Source organism: Verrucomicrobiia bacterium, from assembly GCA_035765895.1.
In the GTDB taxonomy this organism is placed as follows: domain Bacteria; phylum Verrucomicrobiota; class Verrucomicrobiia; order Limisphaerales; family DSYF01; genus DSYF01.
On the sequence record DASTWL010000013.1, the window covers coordinates 44,222 to 66,767 of the forward strand.

Genomic DNA, 22,546 nt, shown 5'->3' on the forward strand with positions numbered 1-22,546 from the left:
AGAACATTGGCTCCGTCGGGTGGAATGAGGCTCGACTTCAATGCTTTCCCCCTTAATTTGGCCCGAAGCTGACAGCTGGCATCAGTATTGCCATCGCAGCGGACGTAAATCACGGGCATCCGATGAAAAAAATCCTGGTCATTGATGACGAAGAATGGTTGCGCGACATGGTCAAGATGGCCTTGGTCGAGCGCGGCTATGAGGTCATTGAAGCGGATAACGGCACGACCGGCATCGAAATCGCGCGGCGAGATTTGCCGGATCTCATCCTCTGTGACGTGCGCATGGAGCGGGTGGACGGCTACCTGACCCTCTCCACCCTGCGCAACGAACCGGCCACGGCGTCCATTCCCTTCATTCTCATCACCGGCATGGCCGACACTGCCGGCATGCGGCACGGCATGGAACTCGGCGCCGACGATTATCTGCCCAAGCCCTTTACGTTGGACGCCCTGTATGCCGCCGTGGAAGCCCGGCTCAAAAAGGCGCAGGCGACCCGGGAGGAGGCGGAAAAGAAGCTTTCCGATTTGCGGGACAACATCAGCCTGATGTTGCCACACGAAATGCGCACGCCGTTGAACGGCATTCTCGGTTTTGGCGAATTGTTGCAACTTTCCGCGGACTCGCTGACCCCCGCGGAGATCAGCGAGATGGGGCAGACCATTTACGAATCCGGCAAGCGCCTGGAGCGGCTGATCGACAATTTTCTCGTTTACGTGCAATTGGAAATCGCGGCCGCCGATCCCGACAAGGCCGCCGCCCTGCGGGGCAAGGTGACGCCGGTCGCGCGGCAGATTGTCGAGGAAAAGGCGCGCGCGACGGCCGCCGCCGCGGGCCGGAATGCCGATCTGCAATTGGAGCTTGCTGGAGTTTCCATGCCGATCGCGGAGGATTATCTGGCCAAGATGACCGAGGAGCTGCTGCAAAATGCCTTCAAGTTTTCCAAGCCAGGTTCGCCGGTGAAGGTGACGTTGGCCGCCTCGCCCACCAGCGTGTCATTGGCAATCAACGACCGCGGGCGCGGCCTGACGTCCGACCAGATCGCCCGCATCGGCGCTTACATGCAGTTCAATCGCCGGTCGCAGGAACAGCAGGGCGCCGGCTTGGGGCTCATCATTACAAAGCGCATCACCGAACTGCACGGCGGCACGCTGACGCTGGCCAGCAATGCGGAAGAGGGGACCACGGTGACGGTCAAACTTCCGCCGCCCGGCTAAAACAGCGGCAGTCGGGGGTAGAGCCAGGTCAGCCCGCGCTGGATGAATTCGGCGGCGACAAAGACCAGAGCAATGCCCACCAGTGGCGTGAAGTCTGCCATGCCGATGCGCGGAGTCCAGCCCAGCGGCTGCAGGAGTCGACGCGCCGTGGTGTTGATGAAGCCCCAGACCGGGTGATTGCCGAAGTAAATGTAATTGTTCAGCAGATGAAGCACCAGCACGGCCCCGATGAGGTGTTTCCAGGGCGGATAAGTGCTCAAGCTCAGCACACCCGCTTGTTGCAGCAACAGTGACCAGGTTTGCGCCCGGGGAACGATGCCCATCCGGGCCAGGAACGGTTCGCAGGCCAGCCACGCCAGTCCGGCGGCCAGCGCGGGGAGCAGCACTTTCAGCCACGCCGGCCAGCCGTGGATCGCACCCAGTTGGATGCGCAGGAACCGCACACAGGGTTCGGCATCCGCGTCGCGACCATGAACGACCGAAAGCAGAATTAGCATGCCGTAAAACAGGAGCAGCGTGCTGGCAAAGCTGCCCACGGAAAAAAGCATCATTCGCCACAGCAGATCACTGCGGAACGCAATCGTGATGGCTCCCAGATTGATTCCCGGCGTCCACTCCAATGCCTCGCCCAGCCACCAGTAAAAAAGACCGCGGAGGAACAGCAACGCGAAGAGCGCCACCAAGGAGGCGATGCTCATGAAGGAGCGGCTCAACTTGGAGTGACGGTTGGCTGACCGTAACGTGCCGGTCAGCGTGGCCGGCCGGCGCTGGCTGAGGGGATCAAAGGGGACGTAACGCCAGCTCACCCAGAGGAGCAGCCCCGCCAGATTCAGAATGAAGTCGAGCAGGGACATGCTTGGGCGAAGTTAAACGGTTTACTCAGTGAAAGCTCAAACAGGCGCAGATGGTGCACTGCCCTTTAACCATTTAACAATTCAACCATCCAACTCGTCCGCCCTCACATCATCTTCAACAATGTGTCCGCCATGTCGCTCGGCGTGGTGGCGACGCCAATGCCAGCGGCCTTGAATGCGGCGATCTTCGCTTCCGCTGTTCCCTTGCCACCGCTGACGATGGCGCCCGCATGACCCATGCGGCGTCCGGGAGGGGCGGTCGCACCCGCGATGAAGCCGGCGACCGGTTTGGTGCCGTTCTGCTTGATCCATTCGGCCGCTTCTTCTTCCGCGCTGCCGCCGATTTCGCCGATCATGATGATGCCGGTCGTTTCCGGGTCGGCCATGAAGAGTTTGATGACATCGAGGTGCGATGTGCCGTTGACGGGGTCGCCGCCGATGCCCACGCAGGTGCTCTGGCCAACACCACGCGAGGTGAGCTGCCACACGGCCTCGTAGGTCAACGTGCCGGAGCGCGAGACGACGCCGATGTTGCCTTGCTTGTGGATGTAGCCGGGCGCGATGCCAATACGGCAGCCGCCGTGCGAATCCTTGCCCGTGCCGGGCGTGACGATGCCCGGGCAGTTCGGGCCGATGAGGCGCGTCTTGCTGCCGGCCATGCCCTGCTTGGCGCGGATCATGTCGCGAACGGGAATGCCTTCCGTGATGGCGACGACGAGATCAAGGCCAGCATCCACGCCTTCGAGAATCGCGTCGGCCGCGAAGGCGGGCGGAACGAACACAGCACTTGCCGTGGCACCGGTCTGCTTCACCGCATCGGCGACGGTGTCGAAGATGGGCACCTTGACGCCGTTGTGCTCGAAGACTTGCCCGCCTTTGCCGGGCGTGACGCCTGCGACGACGGCAGAGCCGTATTCGATGGAGAGTTTGGCGTGGCGCGCACCGAATTCGCCGGTGATGCCTTGCACGAGAACTTTGGTGTCGGGTTTAACGAGGATGGCCATGGGAAATTTATGATTTCGGATTTGGGATTTATGATTGCTTCCGCTTGTGGATGCACAGCGTGTTGCCGTCGGGGTCGAAGGCCATCGCCATGTGGCACACGGGGGTTTCCATCGGTTCCATGCGGAACTTCACGTTATGCTGCTTGAGCGTGGCGATGGCGGCATCAAAATCTTCAACCTCCAGCGCAACCGAGCAGCCGTCCGGGCCGGGCTTGAACATCCCGGGCGCGCAGCCAATGGCCAGTGCACCGGGACCGATTTCGTATTCGGCCCACTGCGGACCGCCGGGCTCGCCGTAATGACTGGTGGGTTTCAGCCCCAGCACGCCCTCATAAAATTCGCGGGCGCGCTTCATGTCTGTGACGGCATAACAGCTGAAGGCAATTTCTTTGATTTTCATACGACTTCTTCCCGGTCACCAGAGTTGCGACAGAAATGAGAGCAGGCGGCGGGGTGCGGCGGCAAGCTTCAGCGCGTTGGTGCGGCGATGCTGCTGCGCGAGTTTAACCTGCTCTGCCTGTTTCACGACTTCCGTCTGGATTTCCACCAGGCGCCTCAACTGCTCAACGGTCATGTTGCCGTCGTGCAGGGGCTGATCGCCCGGTCTTGTTGGAACACCCGGATTCACCCAGCGATTTACTTCACCGCTTTAACCACCTTCTGCGCCGCGTCGGCCATCGAGTCGCCGCTGATGATGGTCAGGCCGGATTCAGCCAGCGTCTTCTTGCCGGCGGCGACGTTGTTGCCCTCGAGGCGCACGACGAGCGGGAGCTTCAAGCCCGTTTCCTTGACGGCCGCGACGATGCCGGTGGCGATGACGTTGCAATCCATGATGCCGCCAAAGATGTTCACGAAGATGGCCTTCACGCTCGGGTCGGTGAGAATGATCTTGAACGCCGCCGTGACCTGGTCTTTGCTCGCGCCGCCGCCGACGTCGAGGAAGTTGGCCGGGCTGGCGCCGAAGTGCTGAATGATGTCCATCGTGGCCATCGCAAGGCCGGCGCCGTTGACGAGGCAGGCGATGGAACCGTCGAGCTTGATGTAATTCAGGTTGAACTTGCTCGCCTCGATTTCCAGCGGCGATTCCTCGGCCAGGTCGCGCATCTCCTGGATGTCCTTGTGGCGGTAAAGCGCGTTGTCGTCGAGACCGATCTTGGCGTCCACGGCGATGATCTTCTCCTTACCATCGGGACCGATGCAGATGCAAAGGGGATTGATCTCGACGAGCGAGGCGTCGCATTCCCACCACGTCTTGTAAACACCGGCGATGAGCTTGGCGCACTGACTGGCGAGGTCGCCCTTGAGCCCGAGCGCAGCGGCGATCTTGCGGCCCTGCCACGCTTGGAAGCCCATCAGCGGGTCCACGTGTTCCTTGACGATTTTCTCGGGATGCTTTTCCGCCACTTCCTCGATGTCCATGCCGCCTTCGGTGCTCGCCATGATGAGCGGCTGGCTTACGGCGCGGTCGAGGAGGACGGCGAGGTAGAATTCCTTTTTGATGTCCTCGGCGGCAGCAACGAGAATGGTGCCCACTACACGACCATCAGGCCCGGTCTGCTTCGTGATGAGCGTCTTGCCGAGCATGTTCTCGGCAAAGTTCACCGTGTCGGCGACGGATTTGGCGAGCTTCACGCCGCCCTGGAAGCCGTGCTTGAAGGTGCCTTTGCCGCGTCCGCCGGCGTGGATTTGCGACTTGATGACGGCGAGCTTGTGGCCCGCGGCGAACAGCTTTTCCGCGGCGGCTTTGGCTTCATCGACGGTCTTGCACGGCGAACCGGCGGGGACGGCGACGCCGTATTGGGCGAGGAGTTGCTTGGCTTGATACTCGTGGATGTTCATCGGAATTTCTTTGGCAAATGCGTTGCCCGCCGCGTGGAACGCGAGCGGAGGGTGACCCGGAGGAGCCGCTTATTTGCGGTCCCGAAGGGGCACGTAGTGGTTCAAGGTCGGACCGGTGTAAATCTGGCGGGGCCGGTTGATGCGCGAGCCGGAATCTTCCATCACTTCCTTGAAGTTCGCGATCCAGCCCGGCATGCGCCCGATGGCAAACAGCACGGTGAACATTTCCACCGGAATCTTGAGGGCGCGCATGATGATGCCGCTGTAGAAGTCCACATTCGGATACAGCTTGCGCTCGACGAAGTAAGACTCCTGGAGTGCGGCCTCCTCGAGTTTCTTGGCGATGTCCAGCAGCGGGTCGGAAATCTTCAAGGTTTCCAGCAGGTTGTCGCAGGCGCGCTTGATGATTTTCGCGCGGGGATCGTAATTCTTGTAAACCCGGTGACCGAAGCCCATCAGGCGTTTGCCGCTGTTTTTGTCCTTCGCCGCGGTGATGAATTTGGAGCCGTCATCGCCGGACTTGTGGATGTCCTCGAGCATTTCGAGCACGGCCTGGTTGGCACCGCCGTGCAGCGGCCCCCAGAGGGCACACACGCCTGCGGCGGCACTGGCAAACAGGTTTGCGCGGCTGGAAGCCACCATGCGCACGGTCGAGGTGGAGCAGTTTTGTTCGTGATCTGCGTGCAGCAGGAAAATCAGGTCGAGCGCCTTGACCGCGGCCGGATCGAGTTCGAAATCCTTCAGCGGATGCGAGAACATCATGTGCAGGAAATTCGCCGTGTATTTGTAGTCCGGCTTGGCGTAGATGATGGGCAGGCCGCGTGACGTGCGATACGCAAACGCCGCAATGGTCCGCACCTGTGAAATGAGCCGGGCCGCCTGCAGGTCGAAGGACGCCTTCATCTCAGACGTCAGCAGTTCCGGATAAAAACAACTGGCCGCGTTGATCATGGACGACAGGATGGCCATCGGATGGGCGTTGGCGGGAAACGCCTCGAACTGCTGCTTCATGTCCTCGTGCAGCATCGAATTTTCCGTCAGCAGTTCGGAGAACCGGCGCAGCTCGGCTGGTGAGGGCAGGTGCCCCCAGATGATCAGGAACGCCGCCTCGATGAAGGAGCTCTTCTCGGCCACCTCCTCAATCGGGATGCCGCGATAGCGCAGGATGCCCTGCTCGCCGTCAATGAACGTAATCGCGCTTTTGCAGGAACCGGTGTTGCCATAGCCGTCATCCAAGGTGATGTAACCCGTCTGTGCGCGCAGCTGCGAGATGTCGATGCCGCGCTCCTGTTCACTGCCTTCGACCACCGGGAATTGATAGGTCTTGTCTTCGATCTTCAGTTCAACTGTTTTTGCCATGGTGATTTGCTCCGGTTCGCTCCAAAACCGACAGCAGAAGCTATCCGCATCGGGCCAAGCCACGCAACAGCAAACGCCAATTTCACTTGAGCGGCGCGGGGCGCCAGCGGCACATTCCGGGCGCGTGAATTTTTTGCGGGCTTTTTTCGTATCGCTCGGATTGCTGGGGGCACTGGCGGTTGCCGCCGCGCCCGCCGCACCGCGACCGGTGGAACGCATCGCGGCCAACGGCCGCGCTTACCTGCGCGTGTCGGACTGGGCGCGCACCCACGAGTTGTCATCGAGCTGGCTGGTTCCCGGAAAAACCCTCCAGCTCGCGGGCGGCGGCAATCGCCTCTGGCTGACGTTGGATTCACCGGGAATCCGTTTCAACGACATCCGTCTTTACCTCTCCCTGCCGGTCGCGGGCCGGGACGGCGCCCTTTACCTTGCCGAACTCGACGCGGCAAGGGCGCTGGAGCCGTTGCTCAATCCGCCCCGGTTGCCGGTGGGGCGCAAGGTTCGAACCATCTGTCTGGACCCGGGCCATGGTGGTCGCGATTCCGGCAATCAGGAGGCGGGCCGGCAGGAAAAGCAATTCACCTTGTTGCTGGCGAAAGAATTACGGACCCAGCTTGCACAACGCGGATTCAAGGTCGTGATGACGCGCGGCACGGACACGTATGTGGACCTGCCGGAACGTCCGAAAGCGGCGGCCCGCGCGCACGCAGACCTGTTCGTCAGCCTGCATTTCAACGCCGTGGCCACCGGCAAGGGAGCGGTGCGCGGGGCTGAGACGTATTGCCTGACGCCTGCGGGCGCCAGTTCCACCAACGCCCGGGGCGTGGGGGCGGAGACCGGCGGCTACCCGGGCAACCGGTTCAACGCACAGAACGTGTGGCTCGCCTGCAAAATCCAATCCGCGCTGCTGGACACCTTGAAAACCGACGACCGCGGCGTGCGCCGGGCGCGGTTTGCCGTGCTGCGCGATGCGACGATGCCCGCCGTGCTGGTGGAAGCCGGGTTCATGAGCCATCCGGCCGAGGGACAGAAGATTTTCTCGACTGCGTATCGCCAACAGATGGCCCGGGCCATTGCGGACGGGATTGTAGCTTACAAAAAAACCGTGGAACGTCCGGGCTGACTACTCTGCGTCCAATTCCCACGGACCGAGGTATTGCAGGTCATCCAGCAGAATTTCCCGCGGGCCATCCGCCACGAATTCAAACGTCACCCAGTCCAAACCCGCCGGCGGCGGTTGGTGAAAGGAGTCGAACGGCACGTCCACCCGCTGCCAGTGATTCGAGATGCGCACCTCGAGTTGGCTCTCATCGCGCGCATGGTGCGGCGTAAAGGCATCCGCATGCAGGGCAAACCGCGCCGTGGCGGTGCCTTGGCGCGTCCGCAGCCAGACGCTGAACCCGCGGATGCCGTGCTGCATCACTTTCCAGCCGCGCAGCCGGGTGGTGCCGACCGAGACCGCCTTTTTGCCGGCGGGCAGCGTGAGCAACAGGGCCGCCTTGCCGTGCTTTGCCTCGCTGGTCAGTCGCAGGGACCCGGCGTCGCTGGCGAGCCGCCAACTGCCGGGCCCTTCCTCGAATCCCTCCACAAACGGCCAGAATATGCGCGTCGGTTCCGCCAGACCCAGGGCGCGGGGCAGGGTGATGCGGGGAGGCGAGAAGTTCGTCGCGCCCGCGCGTGCCGCGGCGGCGAAGTAAACGAGCGGCACATCCACATCATCCACGGGAATCCGGGCCTCCCAATTCGTATCGTGCGCGACGGCCCCGTAGCCGCGCCAGTCGCGTGCCGGCCAGTGGCCGGGCGAATCTGCACTGACAAAGAATTGCACGGCGGCATTCGTATCCAAGGCGGACGGGCTCCAGAAGATTTTCAGCCTGCCGCCGCTGGTTTCGGCCCGCAGGCTTTCGAAGTCCGGCTGACTGCTGGCCGGTGAGCCCGCGAAATCCGGCCAGGTGAACGCGTTGGTCAACCAGCCGTCCGGCGGCGGGGAGTTGGTTTCGGCGCCGGTCGACAGCATCGGCAACAACAGCCAGGCGGCCAGCCCCCGGGTGAGCCGGAGCCGGAGCCCGCGCCGGGAGGGTGGCGGGGAGACGATTCGTGGCCGGCTCGCGTGCATGCAGGAAGCGCGAGGCGGGCTATTCGGACTTGCTCTTGCCGCGGCGTCCGGCCGTGAGCACCGCGCCGGCCAGCAAGCCCGCGGCGAAGAAGCCGAAATACATGATGGCCGCGGGCTGCTTCTCAGTCCGGGACAGCAACGGCGGCAGATTCAGTTCGACCAGCTGCCGGTTGTTCATGCCCATGATGACCAGCAGCAGCAATAACGCGGCCGTGAAGGCGGTTTTGAAAATGAGTCGTGCCATGGCAACGAATGTGGTGGGACGCTACGGCAGCCCGCGCGCTTTGGCAAAGTGAAATGGGCAGGCGTCAGATCGGTCGGGGAAAAATCAAATGAGTGATGCGTGGGAGCCGGTCACGTGGGCCTTCCACTTCTCACTGATTTCACTCATTTAACTTTTCACGTTCCGGCCGCACGTGCCAAAGTTCCCGCCATGAGCATTGTCACCAAGACTGGCGACCAGGGCACCACGGCCGTGATGTATGGCCGGCGGGTCGCGAAGAGCCATCCGCGCGTGGAAGCCTACGGCACCGTGGATGAACTGAACGCCGCTTTGGGCATGGCCCGGGCCTCCGCCGCGCACAGTTTCATTCGCGACCACCTGCTCGTCATCCAGCAGGACCTGGTGATTCTCATGGGCGAACTGGCCACGGCGGTGGAGGATTTGCCCCGTTACGTGAAAGACGGCTATTCGCTGGTCACGTCGGCAATGACCCAAAAGCTTGACGCCTTGGTGCAGGAAATCGAGGCGCAGAGTCTCACCTTCAAGGGCTGGGCGACGCCGGGTGCCACGATGCATTCCGCGGCTCTGGATCTCGCCCGCACGATTTGCCGCCGCGCGGAGCGCCGCGTCTGCGCGTTGCAGGAGGCCGCGCAACTGCACAATGCGGAAATCATCATCTACCTCAACCGCCTCGCGGACCTGCTCTGGCTGATGGCGCGCTGGGTGGAAACCCACGCCGCCTCATAGCGAAACCTTGCCGGTTGAAGGCGCGCTCGCGGGGTGCCCGTTGCCGCCGCCTATTTCAACTTTTTGACGAGCACCTTGGAGTTGCGGCCGCTTTGGTCGTATTTCTCGCGGCGCGCTGGCGGGAGGTCGTCCGGCGTGCCTTCGGCGAAGCCGGCCTTGGACTGAAAATAGTTGAACGCCTGCGTCGAGAGCGCGATGAGTTCGGTGAGCCCCAGTTCGCGGGCCTTGGTTTCGATGAACTGGATGAGTTTGCGGCCAATGCCCTGGTTTTCGTGCGAGGGACTCACGTAAAGGCAGGCGAGCTCGCCCTTCTTCTGGTCGGCATGAACGTGCAGCGCGATGCAGGCCACGGTGTTCTTGTCGATCTCGAACAGGTAATAATCGCCGAGCTGCTTCTCGATGGCGGCGCGCGTCCGCTTCACCAGTTCGGTGGTTGCCACGGATGCCTTGGTCAGGTTGAGGATGCTGCGCACATCCTTTTTCATGGCCCGGCGGATTTGCTGATATTCGTTGGCGTAAATGAGCGTGCCGATGCCTTCGTTCGAAAACACTTCGGCGAGCAGGCCCTCATCCACGCGGCCGTTGATGATGTGCACGCGCGGAATGCCCGCCTTGCACGCGGCCACGGCATGGACGGCTTTGGAGAGCGTGTCCGGCGGAATGGCGTTGCGCTGCAAGGCCAGCACGCTTTCGAGTTCGCCCACGAGCATCTGGCGGATCATCTGGTCGCCGACGCGGATGCCGTCGGTGGTGGTGATGAAAATGAGCTTGGTTGCCCGGAGCGCCTCGGCGAGGGCCACCGCCACGCTGTCGGAGTTGACGCGGTAAGTGCGGCCGTCCCCGTCGAAACCGAGCGGCGGCACCACGGGAATCACCCCGCCGTCGAGCAGCTTTTGCAGCATTTCGACGTCAATGCGTTCGACCTTGCCGGTGAACAGGTGATCCACGCCCTGCAGGATGCCGAGGGGGTGGGCAATGATGGAGTTGGTGGTGACGGCCCGCAGGTCGTTGGCAGAAAGCCCCTCCAGGATTTCGTGTGTGAGCCGGTTGGCGGCGGTGAGGGCCAGCTTCAAGGTGGCGGCGTCGGTGATGCCGCCGCCATCGAGATTGGACGGGGCGACGTGCTGCTCCGCGGCCAGGGCCTTGATCTGGGCGGCGGCGCCGTGGACCATGACCACCCGGATGTTCAGCGAGCGCAGCACCGCGACGTCGAGCAGGAGGTTGGCAAAGTTTTCGTCCGTGACGACCGCGCCGTCGAGCGCGAGCACGAAGACTTTATCCCGGAAGCGCGGAATGTATTGCAGGATGCCCCGCAGGTCGGTGGGTTTCACGGTGTGCGAATCAAGTTTGCGTCAACGCGTGATAAGTAACGCGTTTGGCCCGCGAGGCAACACTATTTGCGGCGGTCAGCGGCCGAGCACTTTTCGCAGCGCGGCGAGGCAGCGCTGATTTTCCTCCGGCCGGCCGATCGAGATGCGAATCCACTCCGGGAGCTGATAGCCGCCCATCGGCCGGGTGATCACACCTTCGCGCTGCAAGGCCTCAAAAACGCGCTGCCCTTCGCCCACCTGCACGAGCAGAAAGTTGGCGGCGGAGGGAATGCAGGGCAGCGCCAGTTCACGACACGCGGCCTCGAAAAAGCGCAGGCCGGCGATGTTGTTTTCCCGGGTGCGGCGGGTGTGTTCGTCGTCGGCCAGCGCCGCCAGCGCCCCGGCCTGGGCAATGGCGTTGATGTTGAAGGGCTGCCGGATCTTCTCGAAAGCCGCAATCAATTCCGGATGCGCGACGCCATAACCGAGGCGCAGCCCGGCGAGGCCGAAGATTTTTGAAAACGTGCGCATCAGAATCACGTTCTGGCGCGCGCCCGCCCGGAGGTCGGCCACGAAATCGGCGCGTTCCGGTTCCGGCAGGAACTCGATGTAGGCTTCATCCAACGCCAGGAGCACGTCGGCGGGAACAGCATTGACGAAATCGCGCAGACTTTCCGGGCTGGCCAGCGTGCCGGTGGGATTGTTGGGATTGGCCACAAACACCACCCGGGTGGCTGGCGTGATGGCCTTGAGCATGGCCGGCAGGTCGTGCGCGTAGTGCCGCGCCGGCACGGTGATCAAATTGGCGCCGAATAGTTTGGTGACCAAAGGATAGACGGCGAAGCAGTATTGCGACACCACCACGTCGGTGCCCGGGCCCATGTAGGCGTGGCCGATGAACTCGATGATTTCGTTGGAGCCGTTGCCGAGAATCAGGTTGGCCGGCTGCACGTCCAGCTTCCGCGCCAGCGCCTGTTTCAAATAAAACGCATTGCCATCCGGATACAGGTGCAGATTGGCGAGCACCTGCTGCATGGCGGCCAGCGCCTTCGGGGAGGGCCCCAGCGGATTCTCGTTGGATGCCAGCTTGATGATGCCGGCCGCCGACAAGCCGAGTTCGCGCGCGACCTCCTCGATGGGACGGCCGGGCTGGTAAACCGGGATGTCGTTCAGCGAACGATTGACGGGGCGGGGGATGGCCATGATGCGCAACGCGGTGTTGACCGGGATTAGTGGCCCAGCAAATCGGGCGGCAGCTGGAGGCTGGGATAAAGTTTTTCGTAGGCCACCGATTGCACGCCGACGATGGCGGCCACGCCGAGGATGTCATGTGCGTTGGAACCGCGGGAAACGTCGGCTGCCGGCCGGTCAAGGCCGAGGAGGATGTTGCCGTAGGCATTGGCGCGGGCCATGTGGCGGACGAGCTTGCTGGCGATGTTGCCCGAATTGAGGTCCGGGAAAATCAACACATTGGCGCGGCCGGAAACATCGGTGTCCGACATCTTGCGGCGCGCCACTTCCGGCACAATGGCGGTGTCGGCCTGCATTTCACCATCAATCAGCATTTCGAGTTTGGCCTGCTCGGCCTTGCGTTTGGCGAGGGCGGTGGCGGCCTTGATTTTGTCGATGCTCGGGTGCGCGATGTTGCTCTTGGTGGAGAACGAGAGCATGGCCACGCGCGGTTTCACGCCCAGCAACTGCCGCGCGAGCCGCGCGACCGAGACGGCGATGTCCGCCAGCTGTTCGGCGGTCGGATCCGGAATGACGTCGCAATCGCCCATGAACAGCACGCCTTTTTCGCCGATGGCCGTGTCCTCCACTTCCATGACCATGCAACTGGCGGTGGTTTTGATGCCTTCGGCCGGTTTCACGATTTGCAGCAGCGGTCGGAGCACGCTGCCGGTGAAGCCGGTGGCGCCCGAAACCATGCCGTCGGCCTGGTGCATGGCCACCATCATCGCGCCGTAGTAATTGGGCTGCATCATCGCGTCCTGCGATTCGGCCGTGCGCATGCCTTTGTAATGGCGCAGCTGGCGGAAACGTTTGGTGAAATTCTCCAGATCCTCGCTCTCGGCCGGCTTGATGATGCGGATGCCCTCCAGATTGATGCTCAATTCCGCGGCCATCTCCTTGATGCGGGAACGATCACCCAGAAGAATCGGCACCCCCAGGCGCAACGAATAGAACTGGCGCGCCGCCTGCAAAATGCGGGGCTCGTGTCCTTCCGGGAACACGATTCGTTTCGGATGACGTTGTAGCTTGTCAATAACGCTGCCAATGAAGCGCATGGGCGTTTTCTAACCGATGACAGCCCAAATCGCAAACGGCATTCCGTCGAAAGCGAATTTGTCGCACGCCTGCAAAGATGAACCGCCCAGGCAGTTCGCGGCCCGGATCAGAGCCCGCGCCGGTGATTTGAACGGCCGTCACGTGGCCGGGCAAGCGCCTGTGCGGGCGGCTCCTCCGGTCAGTGACGACGCGATTGCACCGCTGCGTCGCCGGAAAGGGGAAGTGGTCCGGTTCCCCGGGCATTTCCCGGTTGGTTGTCCATTTCCGCAACGAAAATGACCATGAACGATTCATTTTTGACCCGCCCGCCCGGGCGCGGTGGAAAATTCTCGTTGGCACCGACTTTGCTAGGTGGGCGTTGGAAGCAGGACCGATAATGCGCCTCGAAATTCCCGTTCTCGCGAAAAGAAATTCCGGCATGACGCTGACTGAAGTGGTGATGTCTTTGGGTGTTGGCGGACTCATCTTCGGTGGCGTGCTGACGGGCTACGTGCAGTCGGCCAACCAATCCGAATGGACCGCCTACAACCTGGCCGGAAATTCGATGGCGATGCAGCACCTCGAACTGGCGCGCGCCGCGAAGTGGGACACCCAGGCATCACCGCCGGTTGACAATCTCGTGTCCACGCGCTTTCCCCAAACGGTGGAACCGCTGGACGTGCCGCTTTGGGGTGCGACGCCGGTGATGGCCACGAACACGGTCACCATCAGCACGATTTCGGCAGATCCACCGCTGAAAATGATCGAAATCCAAACCGTGTGGTCGTTCCGCGGCCGCGGTTTTTACACCAACTTGACCGCCACGTATCGCGCCCCGGATCAATGAAAATCTCCCGTCAGCTCTGTTCCCGGCGGCGTCCAGCGCAACGCGCCATGACCCTGCCCGAAGTGATGGTCACCAGCGCCATTTTCACGATGGCGATGGCCGGCTTTCTCGCCGTGCACATCTTCGCCCTGCGCTACGACCAAACGGTGAAACTCAAGCTGCAGGCGTGCAATGACGCCCGCAATGTGCTGGACCGCGTGGCGGCGGACATCCGTTCGGCGGGTGTGGTGCGCGTCGGCAATGGCGACAACGCGCACTTCACGGAAGCGCCCTTCGGCCAGTTGCAGGCGGGCAATGCGCTGGAGATTTTTCCCGACAAGCAGAACACGAACAATTTCATCCGGTATTACTGCGATCCCGATGACGAGTATTTGAAACGCTACCGCAGCGGCGACGCGGAAATCGTCCTGGCCCGGTCCGTCACCAACGCCGTCGTGTTCACGTCCGAAAATGACCAGGGACAGGTGCTTACGAACAGCCTCAACAACCGCGTCATCGGCGTGACGCTGCACTTCTATCAGGACCAGTCCGGCCGGGGTTCGGGTGGCCGTGGTTTTCTTTACAACTACTACCAGATCAGCACGCGGGTGACCCGCCGCGCGCTCGAATAAACATTTTGCCGCATGAAAATCTTGCCCCGTCGCTGTCCGGAACGCGCGGCCGCCCTGTTGATCGTCATGGTGCTGGGCGCGGTGGCGCTCTTGATCCTGGCCAGCACGATGGCGTGGACCTCGACGACGGCGCGCATCGCCGACAGTTCGGTGCGGCATTCGGTGGCCGTGGCGGCGGCGGAGGCCGCCACGGAAAAGGTCATTGCCGACCTGACGACGGACTTCGCGAAGCAGGGCGCGGCCACCGTCAGCGCCAACCTGCCGAATTACCGCGTGCACATTCCCAACGGCTCGGAAAACGCCCATTGGAACCGGTATAAATTCAGCAACGGCAAGGGCGGCAACGATGCCGTCTCGCTTGAGCAGATCGAGGCGTGGGCGAACGGCACGCCGCTCATTTCGCAGTATCAAGGGATCAAGGGCTACGCGGCGACCTATCGCATCAAGGCGAACGCCACCGATCTGCTCGGGTCGCATCAGGTCATCGGCGCGGTGCAGGAGGACGTCCAACTGGCGCTGATTCCCATCTTCCAGTTCGCCATTTTTTACAACATGGATTTGGAGATCAATCCCGGCGCCGCCATGACCATCGGCGGCCGCACGCACGCCAACGCCAACATTTACCTGCAACCGGCGGCGCCCCTGACCTTCAATGGCGATGTGACGGGTTCCGGCGACATCATCCCCGACAAGAAGTCCGGCGATCCGACGGTGCGCAGCGGCCAGACGCCGAGCTTCAGCGGCGAGCATGATGGCGGTGTGATGACCCTGAACCTGCCGATCGGCACCGACAACTCGCCCGAAGCCGTGCGGCAAATCGTGGAGATCCCGCCCAACAATGAATCCGTTAACTCCGATCTCGGACGCCAGCGCTTCTACAACAATGCCGACCTGGTCATCGTCGTCCGTGACGGCGGTGTGAGCGTGCGTGGCGGCGGCATCGCCAACGGCAACGGACCCAATCTGGGGTGGTCCTCGATCAGCAATTTCGTCAACCTCAACAAGTCCTTTTACGATGCGCGCGAGAACAAGACGATCAAGCTGGTTGAACTGGACGTGGCGGGGCTCGTGGCCTGGAATGCCGATTCCAAGAACGCCTTGAAGAACGCGCTCAAGCGGGACGTGAACTCGGTTTATGTCGCGGACCAACGCACGCAGTCCGCCGCCACGGAACCGGGCGTGCGTCTGATCAACGGTGCCACCCTTCCGCCCCTGGGGCTGACCGTTGCCACGCCGGACCCCCTTTACGTGCAGGGCAATTTCAATGCGAGCGGCGGCGCCTTGGGCAGCAGCGACACCTCCAGCGCCAGGCCTGCCGCGCTCATTGGTGATTCCATCAACGTGCTGTCCGGGAACTGGAGCGACGCCAACAGCTCCAAATCCCTGTCATCGCGCACCGCCGCCAACACCACGGTCAACGCCGCGTTCATGGCGGGCATCGTCGAAACGGGCAACGGATATTACAGCGGCGGTGTGGAAAACTTCCCGCGCTTTCTGGAAAACTGGTCCGGCCGGACGTTTACCTACAACGGCTCGATGATCGTGCTTTACTACAGCCAGCACGCCACCGGCCCGTGGCGTGGCACCGGCAACCTTTACAACATTTACAATCCGCCCAACCGCAACTGGTATTTCGACCACAATTTCCTCGACCCAAACAAATTGCCCCCGCTGTGTCCCTCCGTTCGTGCCGTCATCCGCGGCCGGTGGGCCACCATCGCGCCAAACACCTGACCGCCGGCTCCGGGTTTGGTTTGAGCGGCTTCATTGACTTGGCCTGCATGCCCCCATAGCATCCGGGCAGCATGCTGGAAGTCATCGAAAAACTCCTCGTCCTCCAAGATCGGGATCGTCGGATTCGCCGGGTTGCGGTGGAACTGGCGGCCGTTGCCCCTCAACGCCAGGCCTTGCAAGACAAGGCCGCCGGCGCCCGTGCTGCACTCGAGCGCGCCCGCCAGCAGGCGAAGGAGATCGAAACCCGCCGGAACCAGCTGGAACTTGAGATTGAGACCAAAAAGGGACTCATCTCCAAATACAGCCAGCAGCAGTTCCAGACGCGCAAGAACGATGAGTATCAGGCGCTCACACACGAAATCGAAATGTGCAAGGAGGCCATCACCAAGATCGAAGACCAGGAAATCGAGTTGATGGAGCAGGCGGAAACGACGGCCAAATCCGTGGCCGCCGCTGAAAAGGTCTTGAAGGAAGCTCAGGCCGTGGTGGACGCGGAAGTTGGGCAGCTGGATGACCGCGAGAAGAATTTGCAGAATGAACTCGGCGAGCTGCAATCCAACCGCGGCGAACTCGCGGCGGCGGTGGGCGAGGGAGCGCTGAACCGTTACGAGCGCATCATGAAAACCCGGGGCGACAACGTGATTGTGGGCATCGAACACGGCGTTTGCGGCGGTTGCCACATGAAAATTCCGGCCCAGGTCATTGTGCACTGCCGCGCGCAGCAGGAGTTGACCACCTGCACGAATTGCGGCCGCATTCTTTACTACACACGGGACATGATTCTTGCGGGCGCCGAATAACCCGGGGCGTCATCAAGTTCGTTCTTGGGCCGGCGGGCGGGCTTGTGGCTAAATCCCGCCGTGGCGCGCCGACGGCAATATATCCTTCCCGCATCCACCCCGCGAGGCTCCGGCTGCCTTTACTGGGTGCTGACGGCGCTGCTCTTGGCGGGACTCGTCTGGGTGTGGCGCCAGACCGGCCAACGCGCCGCGCCACGTCCGCCGGTGAAAACATCACGACCCGCCCGATCTGCGGTCATCAAATCCAATCCGCCGCCGCTGCGCGCGCCCGCACCATCGGCTCCGCCGGTTGCTCAACCCGTGCCCGTCAATTCGCCGGCGCCCCCCGTCGTCACCCGGCCGTCAACGGTGCCGCCTGCCACCAACGACCTGGCGCGGGCGCCACAGAACACGTTCGAGGCGCAACTGGCGCTCACGTGGCAGGGCATCTCCGCCGGTTCCATTGACGGTGTGCCCGGTTCCCAGACGCGCGCGGCGCTGTGGGCTTTTCAGACGCGCGAGCATTTGCCGGTGACCGGAGAATTGGATCCCGCTACGCGCAGCCGGTTGCTGCTGGATCGTGCGCCCGTGGTGAGTTATCAGGTCACCAGCAACGATCTCGCCCGGCTTCAGCCCGTGGCGTCGACGTGGCTGGGCAAGTCTCAGCAATCAGCGCTCGATTATGAAACGCTCCTCGAACTGGTGGCGGAGAAATTTCACGCGCGTCCGGCGTTCGTTCGCGCGCTGAATCCGGCCGTCAACTGGTCCAACGTGGTGGCGGGCACCGAGCTGCGCGTGCCCAACGCCGCCTATCCCGAACCGGTCGCCAAGGCGGCCTGCCTGCGCATTTCGTTGGCGGGCAAAACGCTCGAGGCGTTTGACGCTGCCACGAACCTGCTCGCACATTTCCCGTGCAGCATCGCACAGCGCGTCGAGAAGCGGCCGGTGGGTGAACTGCACGTGATCGCGATTGCACCGGACCCGAATTACACGTTCGACCCCGAGGTGTTTCCTGAGTCGCCCGAAGCACGGGCCATTGGGCACAAGCTCATCCTCCCGCCCGGCCCGAACAATCCCGTCGGCGTCGCGTGGATCAGTCTTGACCGTCCGGGCTACGGCATTCACGGCACGCCCAGTCCGGAGCAGGTCGGTCGCACGGAATCGCACGGGTGCTTCCGGCTGGCCAACTGGAACGCGGCCTACCTGCTCAAGCTGGTGAACATCGGCACGCCCGTTTATGTCGTCCCATGAGTTCCCGCTTTGCCTTTCACGTCGAGAGCCCGGCCGGCCGCCAACGCCTGCCGGAACGGGTGTTTATCGGCCGGAAGGAAACCGAGACCACGCGGCATGTGCTGCTGAAGTTTCTCGGCTTCGCGCTGTTTTATCGCGACCGGCTGCAGATCGAGGCGGAATTGCACGATGACAACATCCCGTTTACACCTGACCTGGTGCAGCTCGACTACACGCTGCGGCCGGCCTTGTGGGTGGAGTGCGGCGAGGTCAGCGTGGCCAAGCTCGACAAGCTCGCCGTGAAGGCGCCCGACGCCGAACTCTGGGTGCTCAAGCGTTCGCCGGCGGAAGCCGGAGCGCTCCTGCGCGAAATGGCAAAGCACGAGCTCCGCCGGCACCGCTATCACATCGTGGCCTTCGACCCGGAGATGTTCGATGAAGCACTGGCCAGCCTGCGTCCGCGCAACGAAGTCTTCTGGCTGCGCGGCGATTTCCAGCCGCCGGCGCTCCAGTTCGATTTCAACGGCCTGTGGTTCGATGGCGAGTTCAGCGTGCTGGAGTTTTGACGGCTGCGCTTGAGGCGTCTCAGCTCCGCGGCCAGAAGCGCAGCAGGAAGAAGCGCCGCGACTGCGCGAACAGATCCTTCAGCAACGCCTCCATGCTCGCCGCCGCAGGTTCCTGCAGGCGACGCGCCAGCGCCAGCGTCACGCCAAACGCCGCCGCCACGGCGGCGAAGAACACCGTGTAGCGATTCCAATCCAGCCCGAGCCATTGCGGATGTCGCGAGCCGACGGCGTCAATCAGCACGCCCCAGCCAATCGGCGCCAGCCCCAGCGTCACGCTGCCGAGCACCGAGTAGAGCGCGAAGAAATGGTTCCGGCCCATCACCGGAATGACCGCCATCGCCAGCCGGTTCGTCGCCATCGTCATCAGCGCCGCCAGCAGGCCCATCAGGAATTCAAGTGTCAGCACGGGCAGCAGCGCCGTGGCGAGCGCGCCGCCCGCCAGCGCCAGCCAGCCGCCCATCACCGCGAGCCACGCCGCGAGCGCAAAAGTCATCACCGGCTTGCTGCCCAGGTGATCGAGCCGGGCGCCCAGAAACCACAAACTGCTCAAACCGCCGAGAAATGAAACCGACGTGATCATCAGGATTTTGTCGTCTGGCAGGTCGGCTTTTCCCTTGAGGAACGCCACGGTGAATGCGGTCATGCCGCCGTAGGCAATGCTCCACGCCACCACGGCGCGGATCAGCTTCCAGAACGGCGGATGCCGGAGCATCGCCAGCCACGGCACGCGCGTGGTGGATTTGACGGTTTCCTCGGGCACCGGCACATCCGGAATGCGCTTCAAGAAAATCAGGCTGATCGCGCCGCTGATGGCGCTGAAGGCGAACAACGCCGCGAAGCGCCACGGCCCGGGCGTGTCGCCGAGCAGCAGTGCGCTGATGAGAAACGTGATGAAGCTCGCGAAATTCAGCATGCCCTGGTCGCGGGCGAGATAATGCCCGCGCACGTCGGCGGGGATGAGGCCCGTGATCCACGGCAGCCATGCGCAGCTGGAAATGCCGCGGGACAGGTTGAAGCAGAACAGCAGCACGAGCAGCACGGCGAGCTGGTTGTTGGCGCCCAGCATCCGGTCGCCGAGCGGCACCAGCGCGATGGCAAAGATGAACATCACCCGCGTGCCCCAGCCGCCCAGCACGAAGCGCTTGTAGCCGATGCGATTGATGTAGTTGGCCGCCGGGATTTGAAAAACCACCAGCAGCGGCATCATGCCCGCGATGATGCCGAGCACGGTGGCCCGGGCGCCGAGACCTTTCGCGTAAAGCACCATCGGACTACCCAACACGACTTGAAAGGACAGCGCATTGAACGCAGAAAACAGAAAGGCATTCTGAATTCCGTGCGGCAGACGGGGCGTTGTCAACGACTCGCTCACGGCTGAATCATCCGGCGTGCCCAACGAACGTGTCGAGCAGATTTCCGGCGCGTCAATTTTCCGCACATATCGAGAACAGGGCGATTTGCGGGGCGTCGGATTTGACTCGCGTGGCGAAACCGACAAACTCGGGTTGCATGATCCCACGCATTTCCAACCGCCTCCTGCGGGCCGGGCTGCTCGCGTTGACGCTGTCGCTGGTAAACGGCGCCGGTCGGGCCGAATCAGGCGAACCTGAACCGGGCGATACGCTGACGGTCATGACCTACAATCTCCGTTTTGCCAGTGCCACGCCGCCGAACGCCTGGCCGCAGCGCCGGCCCCTCATGCGCGAAGTCATAACGCAGATTTCGCCGGATGTCTTCGGCACGCAGGAGGGGCTTTACGGGCAGTTGCAGGATCTCGCCACCGACCTGCAGGATTACAACTGGATCGGCGTTGGACGCGATGATGGCCGCCGGAAGGGCGAGTTCATGGCGATCTTTTACCGGCGGGCGCGGCTCGAATCGCTGAGCACGAATTATTTCTGGCTCTCAGACACGCCCGAGGTGCCTGGTTCGACGACTTGGGGCAACGAGAACCGCCGAATGGTCACGGCGGTGAAATTCAGGGATCTCCGGACGCGCCGGATCTTTTGTTTCTGGGACACGCATTTCGATCACCAGGTCCAACTCGCCCGCGAGAAGAGCGCCGCCTTGGTCCGCAAACGCATCTCGGCGTTGCCCTCGTCTGTGCCGCTGCTGCTCGTCGGCGATTTCAACGCGGTGGCCGGACAGAACCGGGCGTATCATGCGCTCGTGGACGACGGTTTTCTCGTGGATACCTGGAAGCTGGCGAAACAACGTGGGGGCGAAGACGTGGACACGTTCAACGGCTTCAAGGACATCGTTCGCGAAGGGCACCGCATTGACTGGATTCTTGCCCGCGGGGAGGTCGTTGTGGACCGCGAGGAAATCGTCACGTTTTCCAAGGAAGGCCAGTTTCCGAGTGACCATTTCCCGCTGGTGGCGAAACTGCGATTCGCGGCAGAAAAATAACATTCGCTGCCGCCCGCCGGGAAATGTCAGGCAACGAATCGGTCTGGAAGGACCATGGACTCCAGGCGACCCGACGGGCAATTATTCCGCCGGCGACTTTGACCCACCGCGCGCAGTTGCTATGCTCCGCATCGACACATGAATCACGACCAAATCATTCCCGGTTCCCTGCGCGCGGCGTTGGATTACGAGCCGCAGCCGCTCAAGTTCGGCACGAGCGGCCGGCGCGGCGAAGTCGTGCATCTGACCCAGTTGGAAATCTATCTGAACGCGCGGGCCGAGCTGGATTATCTGTTTTCCCTGCCCGCCGCTGCGGGCGGCATTCGCGCGGGGCAGGATTTTTTCTTCGCCTATGATTTGCGCCCGAGCTCGACGGGTTTTGTGCCGGAGCAGGGCGGTCGCGGTGAACTGGCCCAGGCCATCGAACGGGCCATCCGCGACGCCGGCCTGAAGCCGGTAAATCTCGGCGCCCTTCCCACGCCGGCCCTCACGGCCTATGCACTCCACCATGGCGCCGGCAGCATGATGATCACCGGCAGCCACATTCCGTTTGATCGCAACGGCTACAAAACCAACAGCGCGAAGGGCGAGTTGTTGAAAACGGATGAGGCGCCAATCAACGAACGTGTCGCGATGTGGCGAAACCGGCTTTACGCGGAGCCTTTCGCCGAATCGGCCTTCAGCGCGGACGGCCGGTTCAAGCGCGGGTCACAATCGCTCACGCCGGAATCGCCGGCGGGCCGCGAATTTTATCGGCATCGCTACACCGACTTTTTTGCCGGCCAAAGCCTGCGCGGGCTGCGGCTGGTTGTGTATCAACATTCCGCCGTCGGCCGCGATTTGCTGGTGGAACTGCTGCGCGCGTTGGGCGCCGAAGTGATCCCGGCCGGCCGCAGCGAGACGTTTGTGCCAATCGACACCGAGGCCATCGACCAGGAAACCCTCGAACACATCCGTCAACTCGCGGAGCAGGCCACCGCGCCGCATGGGCGCGTGGACGCGGTGGTGTCCACGGATGGCGACAGCGACCGGCCGTTGCTGGTGGGCATTGACTACGATCCCGCGGGGCGGTGCCTCGCCCGTTTTTTTGGGGGCGACCTGGTCGGGATGGTTGTGGCGGAATTTCTCGGCGCCGACGCCGTTGTGGTGCCCATCAGTTGCAACGACGCGATTGACCACGGGCCGCTGCAAGCTCTGCTCGAACCCAAAACGCGGATTGGTTCGCCCTACGTCATCGCCGGCATGGAAACCGCTCGGGCGCGGGGGCGGCAACGCATCTGCGGCTGGGAGGCCAACGGCGGTTTTCTCACGGGCTCGAACCTTGAACGCGGCGGTCACATGCTGCCGGCGCTGCCCACCCGCGATGCGTTTTTGCCGATCCTGTGCGTGCTGTTCAAAATGGTGGCAACCGGCCGCCGCATGAGCGAGGTCTT

23 protein-coding genes are annotated in these 22,546 nt (G+C 62.7%); 11 read left to right on the forward strand and 12 right to left on the reverse strand.

Features of this window, described 5'->3' with window-relative positions; genetic code table 11:
- Positions 1-122: 122 nt before the first annotated feature.
- Positions 123-1,217 carry a hybrid sensor histidine kinase/response regulator gene (locus VFV96_03125; GenBank protein ID HEU5069386.1) on the forward strand — a complete coding sequence of 365 codons (1,095 nt, stop codon included), beginning with the start codon at positions 123-125 and terminating at the stop codon, positions 1,215-1,217.
- On the opposite strand, the gene VFV96_03130 is transcribed toward VFV96_03125, so the two are convergent.
- The 6 genes from VFV96_03130 to VFV96_03155 all read right to left on the reverse strand — a co-directional run bounded on the left by VFV96_03130 (position 1,214) and on the right by VFV96_03155 (position 6,273).
- Entirely contained in the window at positions 1,214-2,071 is an 858-nt protein-coding gene (locus VFV96_03130) for a hypothetical protein (GenBank protein ID HEU5069387.1), read from the reverse strand. The two genes, VFV96_03125 and VFV96_03130, sit on opposite strands and share 4 nt — an antisense overlap.
- A gap of 104 nt (positions 2,072-2,175) precedes the next feature.
- Positions 2,176-3,075, reverse strand: coding sequence for a succinate--CoA ligase subunit alpha (sucD, locus tag VFV96_03135; protein HEU5069388.1), 900 nt, complete (start codon positions 3,073-3,075; stop codon positions 2,176-2,178).
- 28 nt (positions 3,076-3,103) lie between these two features.
- The gene (locus tag VFV96_03140) at positions 3,104-3,475 is read right to left on the reverse strand and encodes a VOC family protein (GenBank protein HEU5069389.1); all 372 of its coding nucleotides are present in this window, start codon (positions 3,473-3,475) and stop codon (positions 3,104-3,106) included.
- 15 nt (positions 3,476-3,490) lie between these two features.
- Positions 3,491-3,703: a hypothetical protein gene (locus VFV96_03145; GenBank protein HEU5069390.1), complete on the reverse strand. Its 213-nt coding sequence runs from the start codon at positions 3,701-3,703 to the stop codon at positions 3,491-3,493.
- 8 nt (positions 3,704-3,711) lie between these two features.
- Positions 3,712-4,914 (reverse strand): ADP-forming succinate--CoA ligase subunit beta, encoded by a 1,203-nt coding sequence (gene sucC / locus VFV96_03150; GenBank protein HEU5069391.1) that lies wholly within the window; start codon positions 4,912-4,914, stop codon positions 3,712-3,714.
- Between the two features lie 69 nt (positions 4,915-4,983).
- Positions 4,984-6,273 (reverse strand): citrate synthase, encoded by a 1,290-nt coding sequence (locus tag VFV96_03155; protein HEU5069392.1) that lies wholly within the window; start codon positions 6,271-6,273, stop codon positions 4,984-4,986.
- Between the two features lie 124 nt (positions 6,274-6,397).
- Between VFV96_03155 and VFV96_03160 the strand changes: the two genes are divergently transcribed.
- Positions 6,398-7,396 (forward strand): N-acetylmuramoyl-L-alanine amidase, encoded by a 999-nt coding sequence (locus VFV96_03160; protein ID HEU5069393.1) that lies wholly within the window; start codon positions 6,398-6,400, stop codon positions 7,394-7,396.
- Here VFV96_03160 and VFV96_03165 read toward each other — a convergent pair whose 3' ends face one another.
- Both VFV96_03165 and VFV96_03170 read right to left on the reverse strand, forming a co-directional pair.
- Positions 7,397-8,290, reverse strand: a complete 894-nt coding sequence (locus tag VFV96_03165; GenBank protein HEU5069394.1) for a hypothetical protein — start codon at positions 8,288-8,290, stop codon at positions 7,397-7,399.
- 118 nt (positions 8,291-8,408) lie between these two features.
- On the reverse strand, positions 8,409-8,633 hold the full coding sequence (locus tag VFV96_03170; protein HEU5069395.1) for a hypothetical protein: 225 nt from the start codon (positions 8,631-8,633) through the stop codon (positions 8,409-8,411).
- Between the two features lie 189 nt (positions 8,634-8,822).
- Between VFV96_03170 and VFV96_03175 the strand changes: the two genes are divergently transcribed.
- Positions 8,823-9,359 carry a cob(I)yrinic acid a,c-diamide adenosyltransferase gene (locus tag VFV96_03175; protein ID HEU5069396.1) on the forward strand — a complete coding sequence of 179 codons (537 nt, stop codon included), beginning with the start codon at positions 8,823-8,825 and terminating at the stop codon, positions 9,357-9,359.
- Between the two features lie 50 nt (positions 9,360-9,409).
- On the opposite strand, the gene argA is transcribed toward VFV96_03175, so the two are convergent.
- The 3 genes from argA to VFV96_03190 all read right to left on the reverse strand — a co-directional run bounded on the left by argA (position 9,410) and on the right by VFV96_03190 (position 12,957).
- Positions 9,410-10,690 carry an amino-acid N-acetyltransferase gene (gene argA, locus VFV96_03180; protein HEU5069397.1) on the reverse strand — a complete coding sequence of 427 codons (1,281 nt, stop codon included), beginning with the start codon at positions 10,688-10,690 and terminating at the stop codon, positions 9,410-9,412.
- Between the two features lie 75 nt (positions 10,691-10,765).
- The gene (gene hisC, locus VFV96_03185) at positions 10,766-11,872 is read right to left on the reverse strand and encodes a histidinol-phosphate transaminase (protein HEU5069398.1); all 1,107 of its coding nucleotides are present in this window, start codon (positions 11,870-11,872) and stop codon (positions 10,766-10,768) included.
- A 26-nt stretch (positions 11,873-11,898) separates the two neighbouring features.
- Positions 11,899-12,957 carry a phosphate acyltransferase gene (locus tag VFV96_03190; GenBank protein HEU5069399.1) on the reverse strand — a complete coding sequence of 353 codons (1,059 nt, stop codon included), beginning with the start codon at positions 12,955-12,957 and terminating at the stop codon, positions 11,899-11,901.
- Positions 12,958-13,376: 419 nt separating this feature from the next.
- Here VFV96_03190 and VFV96_03195 point away from each other — a divergent pair, with 419 nt between their 5' ends.
- The 6 genes from VFV96_03195 to VFV96_03220 all read left to right on the forward strand — a co-directional run bounded on the left by VFV96_03195 (position 13,377) and on the right by VFV96_03220 (position 18,704).
- Complete coding sequence (locus tag VFV96_03195; GenBank protein ID HEU5069400.1) at positions 13,377-13,784, forward strand: hypothetical protein; 408 nt, start codon at positions 13,377-13,379, stop codon at positions 13,782-13,784.
- The gene (locus VFV96_03200) at positions 13,781-14,395 is read left to right on the forward strand and encodes a prepilin-type N-terminal cleavage/methylation domain-containing protein (protein HEU5069401.1); all 615 of its coding nucleotides are present in this window, start codon (positions 13,781-13,783) and stop codon (positions 14,393-14,395) included. Before VFV96_03195 ends, VFV96_03200 begins: the two co-directional genes overlap by 4 nt.
- Before the next feature lie 12 nt (positions 14,396-14,407).
- A complete protein-coding gene (locus VFV96_03205) occupies positions 14,408-16,129 on the forward strand; it encodes a hypothetical protein (GenBank protein ID HEU5069402.1) in 1,722 nt (573 codons plus the stop codon).
- A 71-nt stretch (positions 16,130-16,200) separates the two neighbouring features.
- Complete coding sequence (locus tag VFV96_03210) at positions 16,201-16,929, forward strand: C4-type zinc ribbon domain-containing protein (GenBank protein HEU5069403.1); 729 nt, start codon at positions 16,201-16,203, stop codon at positions 16,927-16,929.
- 60 nt (positions 16,930-16,989) lie between these two features.
- Positions 16,990-18,159: a L,D-transpeptidase gene (locus VFV96_03215; protein HEU5069404.1), complete on the forward strand. Its 1,170-nt coding sequence runs from the start codon at positions 16,990-16,992 to the stop codon at positions 18,157-18,159.
- Entirely contained in the window at positions 18,156-18,704 is a 549-nt protein-coding gene (locus VFV96_03220) for a YaeQ family protein (GenBank protein ID HEU5069405.1), read from the forward strand. The genes VFV96_03215 and VFV96_03220 overlap by 4 nt, the downstream gene beginning before the upstream one ends.
- Before the next feature lie 19 nt (positions 18,705-18,723).
- On the opposite strand, the gene VFV96_03225 is transcribed toward VFV96_03220, so the two are convergent.
- Positions 18,724-20,076, reverse strand: coding sequence for an MFS transporter (locus tag VFV96_03225; protein ID HEU5069406.1), 1,353 nt, complete (start codon positions 20,074-20,076; stop codon positions 18,724-18,726).
- Between the two features lie 137 nt (positions 20,077-20,213).
- Between VFV96_03225 and VFV96_03230 the strand changes: the two genes are divergently transcribed.
- Both VFV96_03230 and VFV96_03235 read left to right on the forward strand, forming a co-directional pair.
- Positions 20,214-21,113, forward strand: a complete 900-nt coding sequence (locus tag VFV96_03230; protein HEU5069407.1) for an endonuclease/exonuclease/phosphatase family protein — start codon at positions 20,214-20,216, stop codon at positions 21,111-21,113.
- 138 nt (positions 21,114-21,251) lie between these two features.
- On the forward strand, positions 21,252-22,546 hold a 1,295-nt coding region (locus VFV96_03235), incomplete at its 3' end, for a hypothetical protein (protein ID HEU5069408.1).

Coding starts and splice junctions, on each gene's coding strand:
- VFV96_03220 (HEU5069405.1), top strand. CDS start 18,156: ATGAGTTCCCGCTTTGCCTTTCACGTCGAGAGCCCGGCCGGCCGCCAA.
- sucD (HEU5069388.1), bottom strand. CDS start 3,075: ATGGCCATCCTCGTTAAACCCGACACCAAAGTTCTCGTGCAAGGCATC.
- VFV96_03170 (HEU5069395.1), bottom strand. CDS start 8,633: ATGGCACGACTCATTTTCAAAACCGCCTTCACGGCCGCGTTATTGCTG.
- VFV96_03165 (HEU5069394.1), bottom strand. CDS start 8,290: ATGCTGTCGACCGGCGCCGAAACCAACTCCCCGCCGCCGGACGGCTGG.
- VFV96_03190 (HEU5069399.1), bottom strand. CDS start 12,957: ATGCGCTTCATTGGCAGCGTTATTGACAAGCTACAACGTCATCCGAAA.
- VFV96_03130 (HEU5069387.1), bottom strand. CDS start 2,071: ATGTCCCTGCTCGACTTCATTCTGAATCTGGCGGGGCTGCTCCTCTGG.
- VFV96_03125 (HEU5069386.1), top strand. CDS start 123: ATGAAAAAAATCCTGGTCATTGATGACGAAGAATGGTTGCGCGACATG.
- VFV96_03175 (HEU5069396.1), top strand. CDS start 8,823: ATGAGCATTGTCACCAAGACTGGCGACCAGGGCACCACGGCCGTGATG.
- VFV96_03140 (HEU5069389.1), bottom strand. CDS start 3,475: ATGAAAATCAAAGAAATTGCCTTCAGCTGTTATGCCGTCACAGACATG.
- VFV96_03230 (HEU5069407.1), top strand. CDS start 20,214: ATGATCCCACGCATTTCCAACCGCCTCCTGCGGGCCGGGCTGCTCGCG.
- VFV96_03205 (HEU5069402.1), top strand. CDS start 14,408: ATGAAAATCTTGCCCCGTCGCTGTCCGGAACGCGCGGCCGCCCTGTTG.
- VFV96_03210 (HEU5069403.1), top strand. CDS start 16,201: ATGCTGGAAGTCATCGAAAAACTCCTCGTCCTCCAAGATCGGGATCGT.
- VFV96_03155 (HEU5069392.1), bottom strand. CDS start 6,273: ATGGCAAAAACAGTTGAACTGAAGATCGAAGACAAGACCTATCAATTC.
- sucC (HEU5069391.1), bottom strand. CDS start 4,914: ATGAACATCCACGAGTATCAAGCCAAGCAACTCCTCGCCCAATACGGC.
- VFV96_03195 (HEU5069400.1), top strand. CDS start 13,377: ATGACGCTGACTGAAGTGGTGATGTCTTTGGGTGTTGGCGGACTCATC.
- VFV96_03200 (HEU5069401.1), top strand. CDS start 13,781: ATGAAAATCTCCCGTCAGCTCTGTTCCCGGCGGCGTCCAGCGCAACGC.
- hisC (HEU5069398.1), bottom strand. CDS start 11,872: ATGGCCATCCCCCGCCCCGTCAATCGTTCGCTGAACGACATCCCGGTT.